The 24197-nt window shown below is 26.9% G+C and carries 24 protein-coding genes; 2 read left to right on the forward strand and 22 right to left on the reverse strand.

The annotated features are described in order from the left end of the window. Positions 1–329: 329 nt before the first annotated feature. From treC to rsmD, 22 genes are all read right to left on the reverse strand, one after another. Positions 330–1979 carry an alpha,alpha-phosphotrehalase gene (gene treC / locus C6B38_RS01955; RefSeq protein ID WP_105298444.1) on the reverse strand — a complete coding sequence of 550 codons (1650 nt, stop codon included), beginning with the start codon at positions 1977–1979 and terminating at the stop codon, positions 330–332. Positions 1980–2007: 28 nt separating this feature from the next. Beyond that, complete coding sequence (locus C6B38_RS01960) at positions 2008–3576, reverse strand: PTS transporter subunit EIIC (protein ID WP_105298445.1); 1569 nt, start codon at positions 3574–3576, stop codon at positions 2008–2010. Between the two features lie 68 nt (positions 3577–3644). Then, positions 3645–4634 carry a LacI family DNA-binding transcriptional regulator gene (locus C6B38_RS01965; RefSeq protein WP_105298446.1) on the reverse strand — a complete coding sequence of 330 codons (990 nt, stop codon included), beginning with the start codon at positions 4632–4634 and terminating at the stop codon, positions 3645–3647. After that, on the reverse strand, positions 4624–4887 hold the full coding sequence (locus C6B38_RS01970; protein ID WP_105298447.1) for a TIGR04570 family membrane protein: 264 nt from the start codon (positions 4885–4887) through the stop codon (positions 4624–4626). The genes C6B38_RS01965 and C6B38_RS01970 overlap by 11 nt, the downstream gene beginning before the upstream one ends. A gap of 83 nt (positions 4888–4970) precedes the next feature. Further along, the gene (yihA, locus tag C6B38_RS01975) at positions 4971–5570 is read right to left on the reverse strand and encodes a ribosome biogenesis GTP-binding protein YihA/YsxC (protein ID WP_105298448.1); all 600 of its coding nucleotides are present in this window, start codon (positions 5568–5570) and stop codon (positions 4971–4973) included. Then, complete coding sequence (locus tag C6B38_RS01980) at positions 5570–6352, reverse strand: TrmH family RNA methyltransferase (protein ID WP_105298449.1); 783 nt, start codon at positions 6350–6352, stop codon at positions 5570–5572. Before C6B38_RS01980 ends, yihA begins: the two co-directional genes overlap by 1 nt. A gap of 20 nt (positions 6353–6372) precedes the next feature. After that, a complete protein-coding gene (locus C6B38_RS01985) occupies positions 6373–7083 on the reverse strand; it encodes a hypothetical protein (protein ID WP_105298450.1) in 711 nt (236 codons plus the stop codon). A gap of 455 nt (positions 7084–7538) precedes the next feature. After that, positions 7539–7691, reverse strand: a complete 153-nt coding sequence (locus C6B38_RS10980) for a hypothetical protein (RefSeq protein WP_233485483.1) — start codon at positions 7689–7691, stop codon at positions 7539–7541. 3 nt (positions 7692–7694) lie between these two features. After that, positions 7695–7961, reverse strand: a complete 267-nt coding sequence (locus C6B38_RS10985; protein WP_233485484.1) for a hypothetical protein — start codon at positions 7959–7961, stop codon at positions 7695–7697. A gap of 43 nt (positions 7962–8004) precedes the next feature. Beyond that, on the reverse strand, positions 8005–8163 hold the full coding sequence (locus C6B38_RS10990; RefSeq protein WP_233485485.1) for a hypothetical protein: 159 nt from the start codon (positions 8161–8163) through the stop codon (positions 8005–8007). 749 nt (positions 8164–8912) lie between these two features. Then, a complete protein-coding gene (locus C6B38_RS02005) occupies positions 8913–9119 on the reverse strand; it encodes a hypothetical protein (protein ID WP_105298452.1) in 207 nt (68 codons plus the stop codon). A gap of 271 nt (positions 9120–9390) precedes the next feature. Continuing rightward, positions 9391–10311 (reverse strand): Sapep family Mn(2+)-dependent dipeptidase, encoded by a 921-nt coding sequence (locus C6B38_RS02010; RefSeq protein ID WP_233485486.1) that lies wholly within the window; start codon positions 10309–10311, stop codon positions 9391–9393. Next, entirely contained in the window at positions 10299–10658 is a 360-nt protein-coding gene (locus C6B38_RS10995) for a M20/M25/M40 family metallo-hydrolase (protein ID WP_233485487.1), read from the reverse strand. Before C6B38_RS10995 ends, C6B38_RS02010 begins: the two co-directional genes overlap by 13 nt. Before the next feature lie 151 nt (positions 10659–10809). Next, positions 10810–11889: a radical SAM family heme chaperone HemW gene (hemW, locus tag C6B38_RS02015; RefSeq protein ID WP_105298453.1), complete on the reverse strand. Its 1080-nt coding sequence runs from the start codon at positions 11887–11889 to the stop codon at positions 10810–10812. Positions 11890–12381: 492 nt separating this feature from the next. Beyond that, positions 12382–14094: an MSC_0882 family membrane protein gene (locus tag C6B38_RS02020; RefSeq protein ID WP_105298454.1), complete on the reverse strand. Its 1713-nt coding sequence runs from the start codon at positions 14092–14094 to the stop codon at positions 12382–12384. A gap of 53 nt (positions 14095–14147) precedes the next feature. Next, positions 14148–14396 carry a hypothetical protein gene (locus C6B38_RS02025; RefSeq protein WP_105298462.1) on the reverse strand — a complete coding sequence of 83 codons (249 nt, stop codon included), beginning with the start codon at positions 14394–14396 and terminating at the stop codon, positions 14148–14150. Positions 14397–14475: 79 nt separating this feature from the next. Next, complete coding sequence (locus tag C6B38_RS02030; RefSeq protein ID WP_105298455.1) at positions 14476–15834, reverse strand: BMP family ABC transporter substrate-binding protein; 1359 nt, start codon at positions 15832–15834, stop codon at positions 14476–14478. Between the two features lie 67 nt (positions 15835–15901). After that, positions 15902–17419 (reverse strand): hypothetical protein, encoded by a 1518-nt coding sequence (locus tag C6B38_RS02035; RefSeq protein WP_105298456.1) that lies wholly within the window; start codon positions 17417–17419, stop codon positions 15902–15904. 47 nt (positions 17420–17466) lie between these two features. Further along, the gene (gene argS, locus C6B38_RS02040) at positions 17467–19140 is read right to left on the reverse strand and encodes an arginine--tRNA ligase (RefSeq protein ID WP_105298457.1); all 1674 of its coding nucleotides are present in this window, start codon (positions 19138–19140) and stop codon (positions 17467–17469) included. 54 nt (positions 19141–19194) lie between these two features. Further along, the gene (rsmB, locus tag C6B38_RS02045; RefSeq protein ID WP_105298458.1) at positions 19195–20466 is read right to left on the reverse strand and encodes a 16S rRNA (cytosine(967)-C(5))-methyltransferase RsmB; all 1272 of its coding nucleotides are present in this window, start codon (positions 20464–20466) and stop codon (positions 19195–19197) included. 17 nt (positions 20467–20483) lie between these two features. Beyond that, positions 20484–21059, reverse strand: a complete 576-nt coding sequence (gene gmk, locus C6B38_RS02050) for a guanylate kinase (RefSeq protein WP_071937034.1) — start codon at positions 21057–21059, stop codon at positions 20484–20486. Continuing rightward, positions 21038–21655: a 16S rRNA (guanine(966)-N(2))-methyltransferase RsmD gene (gene rsmD, locus C6B38_RS02055; protein WP_308686791.1), complete on the reverse strand. Its 618-nt coding sequence runs from the start codon at positions 21653–21655 to the stop codon at positions 21038–21040. The genes gmk and rsmD overlap by 22 nt, the downstream gene beginning before the upstream one ends. Before the next feature lie 67 nt (positions 21656–21722). Between rsmD and def the strand changes: the two genes are divergently transcribed. Together def and C6B38_RS02065 are read left to right on the forward strand one after the other, a co-directional pair. Further along, a complete protein-coding gene (def, locus tag C6B38_RS02060) occupies positions 21723–22304 on the forward strand; it encodes a peptide deformylase (protein WP_105298460.1) in 582 nt (193 codons plus the stop codon). Positions 22305–22479: 175 nt separating this feature from the next. Further along, positions 22480–24197, forward strand: a 1718-nt coding sequence (locus C6B38_RS02065; protein WP_105298461.1) for a ribonuclease J, incomplete at its 3' end; no start/stop codon positions are given.

Raw genomic sequence — 24197 nt, forward strand, 5'->3', positions numbered from 1 at the left:
TGTATTTATTAATTAAAATTTAATAAATTATTTTTTAGTGTGTTTAATTTTATATTTTTTATAATTATTTTTTAGTGTGTTTAATTTTATATTTTTTATTTATTTATTTTATGATATTTTTATAATTATAAATAAATATTTTTATTATTTTTGTTATTTTCTTGTAATCTTTAAAATGTGTGTGGTATACTACATTTCTATAGTAAAAAGACCACAATCAAAATCAAATTTGAAAACCAATCATTGCAAGAAATAGAAACATTCAAAATTGTATTGATGATTTAATTGCTAAAATTGAACTAGATTTATTTCATTTAAAAAGGGTTTTATTATTTAAATGATTTTGCCATTAAATAATCAAACACAATAACTTGATAAGGATTAATTTTTTTTTCAAAAGTTGAATAATTGTTATACATTGTTTTTTCAGACAATAAATTATCTGGAATCATAATTGTTTGATCAGATAAATTAATTAATACTAAAAATTTGTTTTGTTCATAATAACGATAAAAACTTAATATTGTTGGATCAATTTCAACAAATTCAATTTCGCCATAACTAAAGGCAAGATTATTTTTACGAAGTTGAATTAACATTTGATAAGCTTTAAAAATTGATTGCGAACTATGATAATCTTTTTCTCAATTAATTTTTAAATAATTTGTATTAACATCAATTCAAGGTTTATGCGTACTAAAACCAGCAAATTGCTGATTATTTCATTGCATTGGAGTACGAGCATTATCACGTGAGCGTGCACTTAACACTTCTAAAATAGTATTTGGTTGTTCTCCTTCTTTTTGAAGAATGTGATAATAATTAATTGATTCAACATCTTTTAACTGTTCAATCTTTGTATAATTATTATTTTCCATACCAAATTCTTCTCCTTGATAAAGATATGGTGTTCCTCGTAGTAACAAGACAACAGCCGCTAAAGCTGTAGCTGATTCAAAACGATAATTTTCTGGATCACCAAAGCGGGATAATGCCCGTGGTTGATCATGGTTATTTAAAAAATTAGCTAACCAGCCACCTGCTGCTTGTACTGGGATTTGTCATTCCTTAATTTTTGCTACTAGTTTCGCTGGATCATAGGGAGCTAATTTTCATTTTTCATTATTTAAATAATCAATTTTTAAATGATGAAAAGTGAAAGCCATATTTAATTCTTGTGACACTGGTTTTGTATATAAAATAGCTTGTTTTATTGACGTTGATGATAACTCACCAACAGTAATAATGTCATTTGTTTTTAAATAAGTATTCTGTGCCATTTCTTGTAAATATGTATGAACTTGTGGTGTATCAGTATAATACTTCCGACCATCACCAGTTAAGTCATTTTCAAAAATATTTGGTTTACCAATTAAATTAATAACATCAAATCGTAATCCTCGTACCCCTTTTTGTAATCAATAATTAACAATTTGATAAATATGTTGGCGTAAACTTTCATTCTTTCAATTTAAATCAACTTGTGTTTTATCAAATAAATGTAAATAAAACATTTTTAATTCATCGTGATATTCTCATACCGAACCACCAAACTTACTTTGCCAATTATTTGGGCACTTTGCTTTGTCACCAGGAAGAAAGAAAAATCGTTGTAAGTAATCTAGATTCCCTGTTTGTGCTTTTTGAAATCATTCATGTTCTGTTGAACAATGATTAAAAATCATATCCATCATAATATAAATGTTTCGTTTTCCTGCTTCTGTAACTAACATTTCAAAATCATTCATTGTCCCAAAAAGTGGATTAATATTTTTGTAATCTGAAACATCATAACCATTATCTTTTTGTGGTGATACATAAATTGGATTTAATCATAGATAATTAACTCCTAACATTGCTAAATAATCTAATTTTTGAATAATTCCTTGTAAATCACCAACACCATCATGATTACTGTCATAAAACGATTGCGGATGAATTTCATATACAATCGCTTCTTGAAAATTTATTTTATTCATTGATAATCTCCTCTACAGTTTCAAAGATTTATTTACTAATATTTTCAACCACTTTTGGTTGTTTTTTAAAACTAATTAAACTTGTTCCCTTAACTTGTAATATTTCATCTCGTAACTTTGTAAAACGTGGAAGTTTTTCTAAAAATCATGTTAAGGCCATTGTTACACTCATTGTTAATAGTGCACTAAGAATAAACCAAGTATATCCGGTACCAATAAATGTTTGAACACCTTGGACTTGACTAAATGATTGAATTGATAAAATTCCTAATCATGCTCCATTTCCAATTCCATTTGAAGTTACTCCTGCAACTGTTAATAACATTGCACCACTTGCTGATCCAACAATTGATGCTAAGAATGGATAAAGAAAACGTAAATTAATTCCATATAATGCTGGCTCAGTCACTGCTAATCAAGCGGACGTTGTGGCAGAAATTCCAATTTCTTTCATCTTGGGGTCCTTTCGATTATTAATAGTAAACATCAAGGAAGCACTTCCTTGCGCAATATTTGAAATACATAAAATTGGAAAAATAAAGGTTCCCCCAATTTGAACTGTATCTTGAATCATTACTGCATTAAGCATAGTATGAACACCAGTAATTACAATTGGTGCATATAATAATCCTAAAATTGGACCAAAGAAGTATTTTGCAATTGGATTAACTAATGCTCATCTTAATCCAAATGAAATTGCACTTCCAATAATATAACCAACTGGACCAATTAAGCATAATCCAACTGTAAACGATAATAAAATTGTTAATAATGGTACAAAAATTTGTTTTAAAACAGCGGGGACAATTCGATTTAATCCTTTTTCTAAATAAAATCCAAAAAAGGCTACTCCAATTGTTGGAATTACTTGTCCTGTATATTGAATTTTTCATGGAAAACTTCATGCTCCAAAGTCAAATGTTGGTGCTACATCAAAAATTCATAATGAATTTTTAGCTCCTTTGGCAATTTCAAAAATATCGACTAATGGTGGTAATAATAAGGTTAAACCAATAATAATACCAAGAACTGGAGAACCTCCCATTTTGGCAAAAATTGATCAACAAATTATAACTGGGATATATCAAAAGACAGCTTGGGCTGGAATTCACAAAAAATCATCTAACCCTTTAGCAAATCCTGAAATACTTACCAATGAAGTTCCTTCGCCATTTCAATTTGCTTCTAAAATGTTACGAAATCCTAAAATTAATCCCCCCGCTATTAAGGCTGGGACTAGTGGAATAAAGATTTCTGAAAAATGTTGTAATAAGCGTTGATATCATTTTCCTTTTTTTACTGTTGATTCATTTGTTATATTTTCTCCTAATTTTTCTGTCTTAGAAGTTAAGTATTTTTTAAATTCAGCAAAATAATTATTGACATCAGGTCCAATTACAATATGATATTGTCCAATTGGTTGAACCGTTCCTTTAACATTATCTAATTCTTCGATTTCCTTTGAATTTGCTTTTGTATTGTCTTTTAAAACTAATCTAATCCGGGAAACACAATGAGTATATGAAATAATATTGTCAATTCCTCCCAATAACGGAATTAACGCTACTATTTCAGTAGTATATGTTTTTTTTGTCATAATTTTTATCTCCTGTATGTAATCATTTCCATATTTTGATTATAATACACATTTTTTAAAATATAAACTTATTTTAAAAAAGTTTTAATCTCATAACTTAAACATTCAATTGTTTTATCTTTTGTTATATTATTTCCATCTAAAATTTGCTTTAACTTAATAATTATTTTTGTTGCTAATTCAGTATAGTTAATGGCAATATAATAATGTTTTGGTAAAATTGATAGAAAAAAGTCATTACTATTACAAATATCTGTGACCAAACTATTAGTAATATTATTTTTCATTAAAAAGGAAATCACAACTTTATAGCAAGTATGTGTTCCTACAATAATAATTTTATTATTTAAATTAATTGTTTTGACTAATTCTCAAATTATTCGTTCTTGATTCTCAGAAAAAAAGTACGTTTGAAATCGATAATTGCGACCATTAAATCAATCAGCAACAGTATCATATCGAGCAAATCCAGTTGGTAAATTTGTCACCGGATTCTCTCCAATATAAAGAATTTCTTTTTTCTTATCAAATTCATGATTCTTTGCCATTTCTTGGAGTAAAGCATACATCATTTCATTATCATTATTAATAAACACGGTATCTCCTCATTGGCGACCATATACAATAATTGGAATATTAATCGTCTGTAAAAAGGCTCTAATATTTTCATCATTACTAATCGTAAATAAAATTAAAGCAACTGGGTTACGGCGTACAATTTCTTGTAAATGTAATAAATAACGATCCTCATCATAAGTTGTTTCAACAACAAAAGGAACAATTTTAGTAAAATCATTATTAATTTGTTTTAAAATTGATTTAACAATAAACGTATTACTACTTGTTAAATCAGGAATTAAAATATATACTTCTAACATTTTCTTTTTAATTGAATGCGCAGCAAAATCAGGTTGAAAATTATATTTTTCCACAACTTTTTGAATTAAAAGACGCTTTTCCTGACTAACATAACCACCATTGAAATAACGTGATACCGTCCCAATACCAACGCCACATTCAGCAGCAATTGTTTTAATTGAAATTTTTTTATTTTTCATTAAAACCTTTTTTTAAAAATCAATTTTGCTTAATAATGGGACTAAATAATAAAAATAGTACACAATAAAGCATTATTATCGCAATAATAAAAATAAAAAAATAAGGAAAATCTCATCGTTTAATATATAAAAATTGAAATAAAAGTCCAGCTACAATTCCAATCATAAGAAAAATGACATGATAAAATCATGGAATTTTTTTAAAAATTTTTTGTCAAAGGCCTTTTTCTTTTGTCAATGAAAAATTATTCATTTTATTCACTCCTTATGTGTCATAATTATATGCTAATTTAATAGAAATTGTTTTAATAAGTTTTTTAATTTAAAATATTTTAACTATTCATTAAAATTTAATAATTTTGCAAATAATGTCCAACATTCATCACGAGTGATTTTATTTCGACTTGATGTTTTAATAAAATAATCACTATCAGCGAAATTTAATTTAGCCTTAATCATCTTTTCATGCTTTTGAATATCATTCTTTTTTACCTTATCAAGTTTTGTTCCAATTAAAACTGTTAAAATGTTAAAATGCTTTAAATATTGATACATTTCATAATCATCTTGGGTTGGTGGATGCCGTAAGTCTACTAATAAACAAACAAATTTTAAATTTTCTCTTTGAGTTAAATATTCTTCCATCATTTTTGCAAAATCCATCTTATATTGATTACCAACTTTTGCAAACCCATATCCTGGTGCATCAACAATTCGAAATTGGTTATTATTAATTGCAAAGAAATTTAGCATCCGCGTTTTCCCGGGAATTTGCGAAACTTTTGCTAATTGACGTTGATTTGTTAACATATTTAAAAAACTTGATTTACCAACATTACTTTTCCCTAAAAAAGCAATTTCAAATAAATCATCATTAATTCAACCTGCTTTATTAACCGCTGATGTAATATAATTCGCATTTTTAAACTTAAACATTATTTTTCCTCCATCTGACGATTAATTTCATACATTAAAATTGTTCCTGCTTGAGCAACATTTAATGACTCAAGTTGTGAATTAATTTTAATTTGGACATTATAATCACTAATTTCTTGCAATGTTGTTGAAAGTCCATGTCCCTCATTACCTAATGCTAAGATATATCGTTCATTTTGTTTAAACTGGCAATCTTGTAAAAAGACACTTTGTCGTTTTAAACCAGTTGTAATAATTTTATATCGGTTTAATTGGAAATTTTTAATTTCAATTAAATTGGCTTCTTTAATTGCGACTTTAAAAATAGCACCTTGACTAGCACGTAATACTTTATCATTAAAAAGGTCAACAGTATGATTATACAAAATAATATTTGTAAAACCAAAACCAAGACTAGTTCTTATTAATGTTCCTACATTACCTGGGTCTTGGATGTTTTCTAATAAAAGAATATTTTGATTGAATTGAAAATTATTTTGTTCCTTAACCTTAGTTAAATCAATCACACCGATAATATTTTGACTATTTTTACTTTGACTTAATTTAGTTAAAATTGATTCGGAAACTATTGTTAATAAAATATTATTAAAATTTTTTAATTTTCGTTGATTTATTTTTGTTGTTAAAATTTCAACAACAAGGTTCTGCTGTAATGCTTCATCAATAATGTTCCATCCTTCAATTAAGGCTAAATTAAATTCTTTTCGATATTTTTTTTCTTTTAATTTTGCCAATAATTTAATATGTTCATTTTGCGATGAATTAATTTCTCGATAATTCATAATATCGGATTCTTTCTTTCTTAATTAACATACATAAAACCAACAAGGTATTTTTTGGTTTTTGGGTCATCTCATTTTTCCTTTGTCTCTGCTGTTTCACGCATTACAACAGCCATTGCTCGTGGGCGTTTTGGTGGATCTTGCATTTTCCCTAATAAAACTGCTAATCCCGATCTATTATTTTTATTATTAATTTCTTTATTATAATCTTCGGCATCCTTAATCCCAATTTGTTTTGCCATAATTTTAACCTTGTTTTTTTCATATCAACGCTGAAACTTTTGATATTTTTCAAACGATCATTCTTTTTCTTCTCAATCTAAGAAAATGCGGTCTTTTTCTTCATCTCAACTAGCTAAATAATCACGAAAATTTGTTTGTGCTGTTGGTCCTTGTTCCATCATTTTAAAAGTCTGATTAATTGTTTCTTCTAAGGTATCATACCCATAACCAATAAAAGCGTTGCCAATTCAATGATGTTTATAAATTGGTTTTAATGGATTAAGAGGTTCAGTAAAAGTTAAAGCATATGCTCAATATTTTTCGTCTGCTTTACTACGAAAAAGTTCATAACCAAATTTTTGATGCTTAATAACAATGGCATCTTTTTTAATTTTACAAACTAAATGCTTAAAAGCTGTTACAATAGCATTAATTTCGGTATCAGTTAATGGTGCTTTTAAATTTGGTTGCTTCAATTTTAAAATATGTTCTGTATAATATGATGGCATACCCTAAACCTCCTTTTTTAGTTAAAATCAAATACTAGTTATAATTTTATCTTGGATATTTTGTTAAGTAAAGTAATAATATGAAATTAACAAAACAATCTATTATAATCATAATTTCATAATAATTTAAAAAAGGAAATTAATTTCCTTTTTTAAATATAAAATTTATTTTACTTGAGCATTTAAATAATCTTTTAAACATTTTAATGAACAAACATTAACATTATCAATGCGCATTATTTTTGCTTTAAGTTTATCACATTGATAGCAGACAAATGCTTTTGATTCATTTAAGTGATGACTACAAGATTTTTTTTATAAACTCAACATTCAGTAATTGCTTCCCCTAATAATTCAAAATTATGGCCATGATCATTAACAATGCGTGAAAAATTAACTCCTTTTGTAATATCATGTCCACAAGTTGTTTTAATTAAAACTGATAATATTTCATATTATGAATTAGCAAAAAGTAAATTTGATGATTGATTTTCATAATTACATGTATGACAATCAACATATGGAATATTTGTTAGTTTTTGAATTTTTACCACTGATTCAGCAATTTTATCTAGTCATTTATTATTAGTCAAAACTTTTGTTTTCATAACTTATTCTCCCTCTTTAATTGTTTTATTCAAATATTTGCGCAAACATTCTCGTGAACAATAATTATTATTATCAAGTAATAAGTGCTTATCATCTTGATAAAGTAATTTTTTACAATAAATACATACAACATTGTTTTGAAATACTTTAATATATGAATTAGTAACATCATTCATTTCATTACATTCGTTACATAATTCAACAATAAAATGGTCAATTGTTTCTGTCTTAACATTGATCTTATCAAAAGTAAATCCAAAAAAGATCATAAATATTTAAATCGTCAACATCTTTTCCCTGCTGTAATCATTGCTAAAACATTTTAATTTTTCCAAACTTTATTATTTCTAATAAATACTGAAATAACTCATCTTTAAACTTGATTCAATATTTATAATGTTTTTTAACAAGTTCTTCATTATTTTTTAAATTTATAAAATCATTATTTTCTTGTGAGTTTTTTACATTCATTATTATTTTCTACAAAAACTGATTATAATTATTATATCATAAATTAATAAAAAAAATTATGATTTAGATAATAAGATTATAACAAACATTGTATAATTATACATATCTGAAAAGAGGCTATATTATGGCCAAAAGAATGCGATCATCTCTTTTTAATATTCTTTTTTGTTGATTAAACGTTATTTTATGAATTTTCAATGTTAATTCCGTTGGGACTTTAGTTTTCGGAACAGACTGTCCAAAGGATCGAAAAGGAAAGTTTATTTATGGATTATGTTCCTTTTTACAATGAATTTTAATGGCAACAGTTATTGGAGCTCAATTGCTCAACGTCTTGCTAAAACAATATAATAAAATAAAAAGATAATATATTTCTAAAACAATATAATAAAATAAAAAGATAATATATTTAATATTATCTTTTTTAATAATTAAATTTATTTGGTTCAAAATACGATTTGTTTGAAATAAATGGTAATATTTTTTTTAATTCTTTTTCATTTGTAATATTTTTTTTGATGATATAAAGGATTAATTTCTTTTTTAACATCTCACTGATGAATATTATTAAAATTCTTTTCAGTAATGATATTTGTTAAAACTTTTTCTAATTTTTGATTTAATTTTTGAACCTTTTTTTGAGAATTAAAATATTGTTTTTCAATATTATATAGTGAATCAAATCGTTCTCATGAATCATTTTCATATTTAACTAAAAAAACATTGTTTAATCTAATAAATCCGAAAATTTATATATCATTTTCTTCTTTTAATAAATCCGAAAATTTATTTTCTTCTTCTGCTGACATTTCAACTATAAAAGTTTGATGCTTAAGTTTAAATTTTTGTCTTTTAGTCTTATTTCTTTCCTTAACAAATATTCCTAAAAATGTAAATAATCCCAAAAAGAAACTTCCAACTATACTTCCCAAAATAATTTTAACAGTTTCACTCATTTTTCCTTAATAATGATATTTTTCATTATACTTCTCGCTTTCTTTTTTACTTTAATAGACTAATCTAAAAAATACAGAATATGATATCATTAATAACTATTTCGTTTATATTTAGTAATATTCTGCTTAGTAATTTTTTATTTTTTATTTGTGAAAAATATGAATAGATATCAACTATTTTTTATTTGTGAAAAATATGAATAGATATCATTATTTAAAGTAAGTAACATGCTATTTTTTTGTTAACAAAGGAATTTTTTTTTATAAATTTCTAACATTTTTTTAAATCATCAAGTTTAACATATTCATTATAAGCATGCATCGTTGATTCATTAATGTCAAATTCAGCTCCAAAAGCCACACAATTTGGCATTGCTTTAGCATAAGTTCCACCACCGATTGCCACAGGTTTTGTGTAGTTATCACCAGTAACCTCTTGATAAACTTTCATCATATTTTTAATAATTGGGCTATCAACTGGCATATGCAGTGGTTCTTGCCAAGAAATATTTGTTAATTCCAAGTTATATTTTTTTAATTCTTCTATTAATGGATTTTGTATATCATGTAATTTATATGAAATTTGAACGCGTATATTTAAAGTTAATCCTGTTTTTTCTTGATTAATTTCAACAATTCCATTATTAACAATTAATAATCCTGTTTCATCTTTCATATTTGGAAAAAGATAACTAAAATGAAAATTATTATATAAATTTTTTTTTGCAAAAATTGCAATCACTGAATTATTATCTAATTCAGCATATGTTGTTAAAGTAATTAAAGCAGCATTGATTCCTCGCTCTGGTAATCTACAATGTGAAGATTTCCCTTTAACAATTAAGCAATCATTTTCCACCTTTGTTTCAATATTTTTTTGTTCTAATCTAGTTTTAATATCATCCAAATAAGAACCTTGGTAACTAACAACATCAGCAACAGAATTATAAGCCTCACCACCTATTAATGTAAATGGTTCACCTTTACCGATGATATCAGCATTAATAATTCCTTTTTCAGCATACACAAAAGGAAATTCTCCATCTGGAGTATATTCTAAGGCAGGAACTCCTTCTGTTTTCATATAAACTTTAATTGATGCTCAATCTGTTTCTTCTGTTAAACCAAAAATTAAACGAATAGTATAATCTGGATGATAATTATGGTCTTTTAAATATTTTAAAGCATACAAATTAATGATTGTAGGACCTTTATCATCAATTGTGACCCTCGACCAAACAATTTATCATCTTTAATTTGTGGTTTAAATGGTTCAAATTCTCACTTGTTAAGATCACCTGGAGGAACAACATCTAAATGTTCTAAAATTGCAAAAATTTCTGAGCCAGAACCATATTCAACATAACCATAGCGATTTTCTGAATCTTGATATGTTTTAAAACCTAATTCTGTTCCTAAATTAATAGCATATTCTAAAACTTTTTTTATGCCTTCACCAAATGGAGCCTCTGGTTTTGCTTCACTACGAACTGATGGAATTCGAATAATATCTTGAATTTTTTTGTAAAGCTTTATCAAAATATTCTTTTTGTAATTTCTCAACATCAATTTCCATAATATACCCCTCCTTTATTATGCTTTTTATTCATAAGTCTTTATTAATTATAATTTCTTAATTATCAATTTTTATTATTCATAGTTCTTCTTTACTTACATTATAGCATGAGTCTTAATCCATAATATTAACTAAAATATCATTTAAAATGTTTAATCCTTGACTTGTACAACGTAAATGATTATTATCAAAAAATAAATTATTTTTTTGTACTTCTACATCAATTTTACTTTGATAGTAATTGACTGCTTTCTTTGCATCTTTAACCTTTACTAAATCAATGCCATCTAAAACACGTAACCCCATCATTAAAATTTGAAAATAATAATCCTTTAACGATAATTCTGTTTTAGTTTGTGTTCAATTAGCATATTTTCGCGAATTTTGTAATAAATAATATCCATCATTATTAATAAAACCAGCTGCACTAGGACCAAGTAATCAAAAAGATTTATTAGTTCAATATGCCAAATTATGTCGTGATTTTTTCTTGTTATTAGTGTAATTTGAAATTTCGTATCTTTCATAACCTATTTTAGTTAATGCAGTATTAATAATTTCATCAAATGCAATATCATACTCTGGTAATTTAAGTTTTGTTTTGCCCCAATATGAATTTTCTTTTAAAATTAACGAATATCAACTAATATGATCAGGTTGTAATTTTTGAATCATTAATAAATCTGCTTCAATGTCAACTTGTGTTTGGTCAAATAAATTATAAATTAAGTCAAACGAAATATTATCAAAACCTTCTTGCCGAGCTAAGTAATAACTATTAACAACATCAGCACTATTATGATAACGATTAACTTTTTTTAATAACTGATCATTAAAAGTTTCAACCCCAATTGAAAGACGGTTAATATGATATTTCTTTAAAAGTTGTAATTGACTTTTTGTAATCTTTTCTGGATTTAGTTCAATTGTATATTCAATTATTGAACATTGCACAACTTTTTGTAAAAGTTGTAATAACCGTTCTAATTGAATGTCATCTAAACTATTGGGTGTTCCTCCTCCTAAATAAATTGTTTTTAAAGCAAAATTAGGATGAGGTTGAGCAATTTCTTGCTCTAATGAAGTTAAATATTCATCAATCATTATTGGACGTGATTTTTTAATTTTAAAAAAATCACAATAAAAACAAATATGGTCACAAAAAGGAATATGTACATATAAATGCTCAATCATTATTAATCCTCATTTCTTTTATATTTTAATAATATAGATTATAATTTCAAGTGCAACATTTATATATTTTTTAATAATTAAATTAAAAGATTTATTTAAATTCTAATTCTGTTGTGTGACTAAAACCTTGTTTTATATTCTAATTCTAACCTGTTCCTAAAAAATTATAAATAGAATGAAATAAAACATTTATTGGGTATTTGGATTCTAAATTGCAACACATTTAACTAATTCTTTAAAATCACTTTAACACATATTAAAAACAAAACATTATTGAATATATAAAAAGCACCGCAGTACCTTCAACAAATTATTTGCAAGATAAATTTTATCTTGCAAATAAAAGATATTAAGAAATCACATTATTAAAATTTAGTGCTATCTTTTGTCATATAAAAAATGTTTCTCCTAACATTTATATTCAAGAATAAACTATAACAATTGTTATTTATCTTGGTTAAAAGAAACATTATAATTTTTTTAAAACAATATTTAATTTCGGTTAAATCAATGTCCAAGTAATGCCTCACCACTTCGTTTACGACGACGAGCAATTAATCATGGAATTGAAATTACTAATGTTAAAATAATTAAGAAAATAATAAAAATTACTAAACAAATCCGATTTGTTTTTTTCTTTAAAGCAGCTAATTCTTCTGGATGAACAATTTCATATCCATAATAACCAATAATATTTGCTTTTCTTTTTTTTGTTAAAACAATATTTGCAATATGAACGCCTAATGTTACGATTAAAATAATAATTGTAATTGTAATGGCTGCTGTTAAATCATCAACAATGCCTCAACTTCAAAAACCAAACCGGAATTCTTCACCTGAATGTTGTTGGAATCCATATAAAATTCCTAAAATAATTCCACCAAAGAAATAAGTAGGAAATGCTAATCAATTTAAAACAATACTACGAATAGTCATTTTTTTGTAATTATCAATTAAGAAATGGGGAATAGTATGATTACCTCGAATTAAATTAGAAAGATAACTATTTGTTTCAATTCGAACTCGTGATAAATCAAAAATACCAGCAAATAATAATCCTAGTGAGATTAGTAAAAAAGTAATTGTCAAAAATGGATGAGGAATGTATTTTGCTTTAATTCCCATAATTTCTTTTAATTCTTGTTGATGAGAAATAAAATATAAGGCAATAAATAAACTTGTCATCATTGTTCCAATAAAACCAATAATAATCATAATTAAGGTACGAACTTTTTCTGAACGAATTTCACGAGCAATTTCTAGGGGAATTAAGCGGTTAGCATATTCCTTACTAAAACGACGACGACGTTGTTTTTCTGATAACTGTGGCTGATAAGCATAACGATTATTTTCCCTACCATTTGTTAAAGCTGGTGGGTCAAATTGTACTGATGGAGTATAATGACCATTTTGATAATAAGATGGTGGCGCTGGCATTGAATTTGCCACCATTTGATTATCATCAAAATATTGTGCTGAATTTGCACCATAATAGGCTCCTTTACTATCATAACCTAATTCTGAACGATTAAATTGTTCATTAACTTGTGATTGATTATATGGCGATGTAACACGTGGTTGATAAGGATCACAATATTTATTTGTATACATATTATCATCATTAAAATAACCTTCACGGTGGCTTTGATATCGCATAAATTCCGCATTGTCATATTGTCCTTGATTTTGTTGTCCTGACCAATATTGACCATAATTAGAACTTGATGTATGCTGTTGAATTCGGCGTGGTAAAATTTGTTGTTGAACTGGACGCGAATAATTTTGCGCAGCATCATGATTATAATATGGTTCAACATAACCTGTAGGCATTTGTGAAGCATTTATATTCATTCCCTGACGTTCTTCTTCAAGATACTGGCGGTCATGATTATTAGCGTAATAATTATATTGATTACTTAAATTCATTCGTGCTGGACGAATTGTATTATTATTTTGATATAACATTTCCGTATTATTTAATTGGTTTTGTTTATATGCTTCATTTGGACGAAAGTATTGATTTGGCGAACGATGATTTTGGGGAATTTCACTTGGATAGGGTTGATTTTGGTTAAAAACAGCATTATTTTGGTTTATTAATTCAGAATTAAAATTGTCATCAAAACAATTTGCTGATTGCATTGGTGGTTGCTCACGTTGTTTATCTTTCACCATAAAAGATTTAACCGTATTAAAAAAACCCATTCTTTGTTTCACCTGCCCTAAATGTGAAGAACATTGTACTAAAAAAGAAACTGCTAGATTTTATCACCCATTTTTTTAGCTAGCATAATTTCTTGTTCAAAATACTCAATGTTTTCCTTAAAACTAGTTTCTTGTTTTAATTTTACAATATTCGTTCAATTACTACTGCTTTTTTTACTGCAAAATAAAGAAAAAGTAATAGTAAAATAAACAAATAATAATAGCGCTGCAAATCCTAGTAGAAAACCAATTAACCCGATTACTGGAATATCTAAATCTAAGATTGTTATACTTGTTGTCAAGAAGCCCTCCATATAAACACCACACTATCTATGAGTATTATACTATACTTTTTAAAATTTATGCAAAAATATATTATTTTTATTTTAAACAATTTTCTAAAGTTTCTAGTCAGTCAGTTTTTAACTTATTTTGTGTTTGATAAGTTAATTTTAATGTATCAGTAAAATGTGCTTGTTTAATTTGATCATAAATTATACCAATTGTTGTTGTTAATTTGGCAATCTTTGCATCATTATTAATATAATTAATAATACTATCATCAATTCATTTTGTTTTTTCAATGCCTAATCAATTTGGATTTGTTTTTGAAGATTGATTAGTATTAATCCAACAATAATCAAGTTTATTATTTTCTCATTGCTTAGTGGCATTATTATAACTACAAGTTGATGAATAGATATTAGATAAGGCATCCTGTGTTGCTTGTGCAATATTTAATAACCCACTAGTAATAATATATTCATCACCATATATTCGGGATTGTGCTGTATCCACCCCGACAACTTTTGTTTTTGTTTGATTATATTTAATTCGGTCAATTGTATCTTGGGTTTGTGGTCCTGCAACAGGGAAAATAATACTTGCTTTTTTATTAATTAAATAATCAGAAATTACTTTTCCTTCTCCTTGGTTAAATGATTGTGAAAACCATGATTCATTGTCATTTAATACTTCCTGAACTTTTTTTATTGGTAATAAATTATTAATTTTGGGGTTTATTTTTTGCATTATTGCTAAAATATCTGTTCCTAGTTGACGCAAATTATGATATGAATTATCTGTCTTAATAATCTCATTAAAAAGATCTGACGATAATAAAAATCCTCATAAATAATTTGAAACTCCAACTGGATTATCCATTCCTCCATAAGTTGCAATATTTAATTGCTGTTGGAATTCTGTTTGATGCAAATTAAGTCATATTGCTGTGACAAGACCAGCCAAAAAACCAGCAATTTCTTTTTGAAATAAAATTCCTACAATATTATCAGCTAAAGAACCATGCGGATCCATATTTTTATATACATTTTGCCCACTACCATCAATAAAAATAACGTTATCCACTAAGTTTGCTGCTCAACCAATTGTATTGGCATGACTAAAACCAGGTAAAATTAAGGTCTTTGCCCCAGCAATACTAGCTGTAATATAAGCTGATTTAAATTCACCTGGTGTAATACCACTTGGTTCAAAATAACTCGCTCGCAATGGACTATCTTGTCAATTTGCCATTGGAGCTTGGGCAAATTGTGACACAATATATTTGCTTGCTCCTTCTCATGCTGATTGAATATAAGATTGATCATTAATTGAACCACCACTAGTAATTACTCAAATATCATACATATATTGGTACTTTTTAACACAAGATGTTAAAAAACTAGCCGAAGTAGTGCCTATTTGTAACGCCATTAACATTTTAATTATTTTTTTCATTCTAATCTCCTTTAACCATAATTAAAAAATACTAAAAATATTCTTTTTTATCAAAACAAAAATTATTTTATTTAATTTTTTTCTTGTTATTTGTTTCAGAAGTAATATTTGATTTAACACGACTAATAAAACTTTCTCGTAATAATAGATTAACCTTCGGAACTAATAAACGCAAATGATTACGATATTCAGCTAAAATTAGGTCTGAAGTATAATAAAATATCAACAATAACAGTAAAACAATTGTGGCACAAATCGTTGAAATAATTGTTGTAATATTATCAATTTGAATCGCAAAAATATCACGAAAAATATATTGTTGACCATAAATATATTCTTTAAATATACCAACCTTTTTATCACGCATTACATCAACAACAAACTTAATAATGAATTCTAATCCAAATCATAATAATTGAAATTGCGCTACAATTGGTTTGTTTGTTGGCGAACGATATTTTCATTCACAAGTCATTGCAAACAAAATGTTAAAACACATAGCAAAAGCTAACCCATTAATAACTTGCAATGCTAAGTAAGCTTCTGGCGAATGATTAAATGCCGTAATACTAAAGAAAATAAATCATAATAATAACCCTAGCCCAAAACAATATTTAACACCAATTTTATTATAAAGTAAATGACAAGCTAAATAAGCACCAAAAAACTGTGGAATTAAGAATAATTGTTCATTTAAGCGGACAAATTGGTTGACTTTCCAAACATCATGGTATTTTTCCCATGTGCGCTGACCTAACAATCAAATATAAATATTTGATTGGGACACTTCTTTTAAAATAATAATTAAAATTGTCATAAAAAAGATAATTAACACTTTCCCTCATTTAAATGGTTCAAACATTTTTTGTTGTTCAACTGTAAATGATGTTGAGGTAAACTCTTTATGTGAAAACAAGGCATATAAAATGGTTGCCCCTGCAATAGCAACTATTGCACCAATTCCAATAATTCCTATTTGTAAATGATTAGTTAAATTACTTCCTATTGTAATAACAATATTGTTAAACTCACTACCAAAAATAAGCGCAAATGTCATTAGCGGTGCCACTAAACTAATTGTTTTAAATGGAAAAAACTTACGACCATATGCCTCATTATATGATAAAAAATAACTAGCCTTAGTAATAATTCCAAAACCAAGAAAAATTGCCGCTATAATTAATGTTGGCACCGATGGATAAAAAATTAAAATAAAAATTCCTAGCATTGATATTCCAAACATTGTATATTGAAAACAATGTCAGCCAATACGAGAAAAAACCTTATGTAAAAATACATAAGGAATCATCGCTAAAAAAGCATAAAGAGAAAGGGAAGTTGTGGCAATAATGGCAATTCCTCCCATATTATTAATTGATGCAGCAAAAAATAAATCACGGAACTCAAAATTATCACCAATAATTGCTGATAACGCAAATCAATATAAAAAAGTTTGAATAAAAAATGCCTTCTGACTAGTATGTTTAATTTTAATGTTTTTTATTAAAATTAATATGTAAAGAACAAATAACAATAATAACATTAATGGATTAAATAAAAAAACATCTCAATTATTTTGCAACACACCTGCACCCTCTTTCTGTCTTATAGATTATAACATAACTTAAATAATTACATCTGTTCAACAACATTAATCCCTAATAAATTAAAGGCATTTGATAAAACTTGATAAATTACTTTAATAAATACTAAACGTTGTTTTGTCAATTCTAAGTTATCTAAATTAATAACTTTTGATTCATTATAATATGAATGGAATTGCCGTGCAATATTTTGCACATAATCACAAATAAGATGTGGTTGGCGTAATTTTGCTGCTCATTTAATGCAACGATTAAATAAATCAATCTCATTTAAAAGGTATAATTCTTTTTGTGACGTTAATAACTCAAAGGTTTTAACATCGGTAAAATTAATTTTGCTTATTTTAGCTTGTTTTAGCACACTATTACAACGAGCTGTTGCATATTGTGCATAATAAGCAGGATTTTTTGAAGAATGTTCTTTTAAAATACCAATATCTAAGTCCATATGACTTTGAGCACTTTTTGAAGATACCATATAACGAATTGCATCAACTCCAATTTCCTCAATTAAGTCAATTAATCAAACTGCTGTTCCTTTTCGTTTACTCATTTTATATTCAGCACCATCTTTAATTAACCGTACCATTTGAATCATATCAATATCTAAAATGTCTTTTTTATAACCTAATAACTGTAATCCCGCTAACATTCGCACAATATAACCGTGATGATCACCACCTCAAAAATTAACTAATTTATCGGCCTTGCTTCGTATTAACCGTTCATTATGTGATGCTAAATCAGGAGTAATATAAGTTAAATCACCATTTGATTTAACTAAAACCCGATCTTTATCATCGCCAAAATCAGTTGTTTTTAATCATAATGCACCGTCTTGTTGATAAGTCTTTCCCAATTTAGCATACTGTGCTAACGTTGCATCAATTTTTCCTCCTTCGTACATTGAAACTTCAGAAGAATAATATTCAATATCAACTCGAAATAATTGTAATTGTTTTTTAATAATATCTAAAAATAAATCAACTGATTTTTTACGAAATATTTCGTGTACCTTTGGATCACTAATTTTATAATCTTCGTTAAAAGTTAAATTAATAAATTTATCTTGATAATTGTCAACAAAGTATTGTGCAACAGCATCATACATATCACCACGATATGCATCAGCAGGTAACTCGGTTTTTTTACCTAATAAATTTAAATAACTAACAAAAACCGTTACTGCTAAAGTATTAATTTGATTACCAGCATCATTAACATAATATTCAGTTTGGACATGATAACCATCTGCTCGCAAAATTCGAGCAACACTGTCACCAATAGCACCATTCCGAGCATGACCAATATGTAAAAATCCCGTTGGATTAGCTGAAACAATTTCTAAATTATAAGTAAAATTCTTCGCTGCTGAATATCCATAGTTTGCTTGTCGTTTTAAAACCTCATTAATAACTTGATGTAACTGGTCATCAGCTAAGGTAAAATTAATAAACCCGGCGCCAGCAATTTCAATCTTTTTAAAATATGATTTATTATTTTTTTCAATAAAAGCAATAATTTCTTCAGCAATTTTATTTGGTGTCTTTTTTAATTTTTTTGCTAGTAACAAAGCCAAATTGGTTGATAAATGGCCAAATCCTTCTTGGCGTGGTTTTTCAACCATCACTGGTATTGTTAAATTATTTGCCTTTAAGTATTCTTGTAACAGATTTTCAATTAATTTAACATTCGTATTCATAATTGTGCTTCCTTTCTTCTTATTATTTATATATATTTTACATAGTTTTTATAATTACTTATCTTTTTTTCTAATTTTACAATAATAAAATCCATCTGTATTATTTTCATAACCAAAGATTTGTTCTGTTGTAATAATTTTTAAATCCGGATGTTTTGCTAAAAAATTGCGGATTTGAACAATATTTTCATACCCACCAAAAGTACAAGTAGAATAAACCAAAATTCCACCTGGTTTTAATAATTGATAAGCTTTTTCTAATAATTGTTCTTGAATCTCAACTAAATTTGCTAATCCTTGATTAGTCAAAGTATGATATTTAATTTCTGGCTTTCGTTTAATTACCCCTAAGCCACTGCAGGGCGCATCACAAAGAATTTTATCATATTGAATTTCACTATTAATTTTTCTAGCATCTAATAAGTGTGGATAAATATTAGTAATTCCTAATCGACTAGCATTCATCTTAATTAAATTAATCTTCTTTTCACTAATATCATAGGCATCAATAATCCCTTTATTGTTTATGATTTGACTTAGATGCGTTGCTTTACCACCCGGTGCACTACACATATCTAACACGCGGTCAGTTTCTTGTGGGTCTAATATCTCTGCAATACGCATACTCATTTCATCTTGAATAAAAATTAAACCTTTTTTAAACATTTCTGAGTTAACAACTGGTTTATCAGCAATGACCCCCACAGAAGACACTAAACTTTTTGTCAAATTATAATTTGAATATTTGGATAATAATTCATCTCGGCTAATTTTTAGGGTATTAACGCGAAATGAAAGTTTTGGAATGGTTAAACTATCAATCATTACTTGTCGAGCAATATCTTCACTATATTCATTCCGAAGAATTAAATATAATGATGACGGAAAACTATATTTAATACTTAATTTTTTTGTTTCATCAGCAATGTTAATTTCAAAAATCTCATCTTTACTGTCAAAAATCTTTTTTAACGTAGTATTAATAAAACCAGCATATTTTGGACTAACACTTTTACTAATATTAACAGCTTCATTAACAATTGCATAATTAGGAATACGATCTAAAAAACGAAATTGATAAATACTCATTCATAACAGAACTTGTAATTTTTGATTAGTTTTCTTGGATTCAATAAATTGATTAGCAATATATTCTAAATACAATTTATTTTTTAAAGTACCATAAACAATTCGATAAATTAAAGTTTTATCTTGGTCAGTAAAGTTATCATTTTGTTCTACGATATTTGATAATAAATGATTACTAAACTTATTTTTTGCAAAAATTTTTCATAAGATATTCCATGCTACTTCTCTTGCTTGCATTTCTTAATCCTTTAAACTTATGAACGATTAGCAATTTCTTGTTCTAAAATTGTTTTAATTTCTGCAACGGCTTGTTCTACGGTGTTATTTACAACAACATAATTATAATTACTTTGCAACGGAAGTTCATCAGCTGCTTTTGCTAATCGTGCTTGTAATACTTCTTCGGGTTCACTTTTTCGGCCTCGAATTCGTTTTTCTAATTCTTCTAAACTTGGTGGAATTAAAAAAAATGAAACTGCATCGGTTACCTTTTGTAATACTTGTGTTGCACCTTGTACTTCAATTTCTAATAAAACATTTTTTCCATTATTAATTTGCTCAATACAATATGATTTTGGCGTACCATAATAATTACCAACAAATTCAGCATATTCTAATAATTCATCATTTTTAATTGCAGTTTCAAATGTTGGTCTGTCAACAAAAAAATAATTTACCCCTTCAACTTCATCCTGCCTTTTTGCTCTTGTTGTCATTGAAACTGAATAAGCCAAATTTAACTTCTCATATTTAAAAAGTTCTTGGCATATTGTCCCTTTCCCGACTCCTGATGGGCCAGAAAAAATAATTAAAAAACCCTTTTTCTGCACATTAATTCTCCTTTTTCTAATCTTAATATATACAAATACTTTTTTTTATATGCTTTACAGCGTAGCATAACTAAATTAAATTGATCAAATGACAACACTTGATTTGATTCACAAACTATTATTCCATAGTTATTGATAATATTGTTATTCAATATTATAGTAATAATATCATAATAATACTCAATTTGCTTAAAAGGTGGGTCCAAAAATAAAATATCAATTGATATTTTCTGCTGTATCATTCAACTTAATAAAATTTTATAATCATAATTTAATATTTTTGCATTATTTATTTTTAATTTATTTAAATTCGTTTCAATAATTTTGTAAGCACCCTGATGAGAATCATTAAAATAACATTGTTCTAACCCCCGTGATAAGCCTTCAATTCCTAATTGACCACTTCCAGCAAAAATATCTAAGCCAATCTTATTTTCATAAATAAAATAATTATCTAAAATATTAAATGCATCTTCTTTAATACGGGGCGTCATTGGCCTGGTATTCATTCCATCTAATGTTTTAATTTGATAACCCTTATATTTTCCACTAATCACGCGCATTTTCTTAACCCTTTTCTTTCTTTTTTTTATTATACTAAAACTTTAGAATTTTCTTTAATAATTGCTGAATATGTTATAATTTTTTAAGAGGTGATTTTTAGTGTTGCAAAACGAAATTCCAACTAAAGACTGACTAGTATTTGATGACACACCGTCAATTCGGCAACCATCAATTGATGTTTCTTTACCATTAGCACCTGAAAATGAACTTGTGATGAAAAAAATAATTGATTTTGTAAGATATTCCCAAGATCCACAAAAAAATAGTGGCCATACAATTAGACCAGCTGTTGGCTTAGCAGCTCCTCAAATTGGATTTAATATTAAAATGTATTATATTCGGATTGAAGAGACAAATGACGAAACAGGAGTCAAAAAAATAATTGAGCATGCAATGATTAATCCTAAAATTATTGGAAAAAGTGCACAAATAGCTTGCATAGAAGAAGGTGAAGGCTGTTTAAGTGTTAATGGTGATAAAGAAGGTTTTGTCCCTCGTAGTTTTCGAATTATTGTTGAAGGTTATGATTATTTAAAACAACAACAAGTGACAATTACTGCTCGTAGTTATGAAGCAATTGTTTTTCAACATGAAGAAGCACATTTAGAAGGCAAGCTATATTATGATTTAATTAATAAAAAAGAACCTTGATTAAAAAAAAATGATTGAATTATTTTATAAATTTAATATTATTTAACTTTTTTAAAGAAAAAGTATTTTTTTTTTGTAATCTTATTAATCTTTATGTTATAATTTCTTGGATACTAGTAAATTAATTTTTTTGCTTTTTAATAATAAGCAATTTAATAAAGAAAAAACTATGCGATAATTTTAGAATTATGAGGTGATAATTTCAATGAATGAAGAAAAGAAAGAAACAAGTAAAAACAAAACAATAGTTACAAAACCAACTAGTATAGTAACAAAACAACCAACACAAAATGTTGTTAAAAATAAAATTCCAACAAAAGTCTTTGCTTTAGGCGGATTAGAAGAAGTTGGAAAAAATACATATTGTATTGAGCATGATGAAGAGTTAATTATGCTTGATGCAGGAGTTAAATTCCCAAGTTCAACAATGCTTGGAGTTGATGCTGTTATTCCGAATTATAATTATTTAAAAGAAAATCAACAAAAAATAAAAGCGTTATTTATTACGCATGGGCACGAAGACCATATTGGTGGAATTCCCTATTTATTACGTGAAGTTAATATTCCAATTATTTATGCACCACGATTAGCAGCTGCTTTAATTCGTGATCGGCTAAAAGAAGCAAAATTGGAACAAAGCACAATTGTTAAAGAAGTTGATAATATGAGTGTGATTAAAACGAAAAACTTTAAAATTAACTTTTTTGCTGTTAATCATAGTATTCCTGATGCTTTTGGAATTTCAGTAGTTACTCCAAATGGAAAAGTTGTTTCAACAGGTGATTATAAATTTGACTGAACGCCACTAGGACATCGTGCTGATATTGAACGAATGGCAAATATGGGACAAGAAGGTGTTATGTTATTAATGGCTGATAGTACTAATGCTGAAGTTGAAGGTTATACTCAAACTGAAACAAAAATTATTAAAAATATTAGTGAATTATTTGTTAAAGCTAAAGGGCGAATTTTAATTTCAACTTTTGCTTCAAATGTCCATAGAATTCAACATATTGTTGAAATTGCAAATAAATATGGACGAAAAATTTTAGTTTTTGGTCGAAGCTTAGATCGAATTATTAAAATTATTCGTCAAATGGGACATTTAAAAATTTCCGATAAGGCATTTATTAAAGCTAATGATGCTAAAAACTATAAAGATAATGAAATATTAATTATTTGTACTGGAAGTCAAGGTGAACCAATGGCTGCATTATCACGAATTGCAAATAACCAACATCAACATATTTCTATTATTCCTGGTGATACTGTTATTTTTTCATCATCACCAATTCCTGGTAATCAAGCTGATGTTGTAGGAGTTATTAATAAACTAGTTCGTGCCGGTGCTATTGTACAAGAAAATAGTCCTCTAAATCAAATTCATACTTCTGGTCATGCTTCGCAAGAAGAACAAAAATTATTATTTACCCTATTGAAGCCAAAATACTTTATGCCAATGCATGGTGACTATCGTATGCTTCGTCAACATGGTGAAACAGCAATTAGTGTCAATGTGCCAAAAGATAATGTCTTTATTTGTGCTAATGGTGATCAAATTGAATTATTAAATGGAACAGCAGCAATTGGAAAACGAATTGAAGCTGAAGCTGTCTATGTTGATGGCAAAGATTTATCAGGTCAAACAACAGCTGTTGTTCGTGACCGTGAAATCTTATCAAAAGATGGTTTAATTGCTGTTGTTATTTCAATTGATTCACAAAATAACCAATTGCTAACTCCACCACGGATTATTTCAAGAGGAAGTTTCTATGTTAAAGAATCTGGAAATATTATTAATGAATCAATTCGCTTAGCAACCGAAGCAGTTAATGAAGTTTTAAAAACTCAAAAGCCAACTTTTGGGGCTCTAAAAAATGCTATCAAGCAATCATTATCTCCTTTCATTTACCGTTATAAACG

Source organism: Spiroplasma sp. ChiS, assembly GCF_002968355.1.
Taxonomy (GTDB): Bacteria; Bacillota_I; Bacilli_A; order Mycoplasmatales; family Mycoplasmataceae; genus Spiroplasma; species Spiroplasma citri.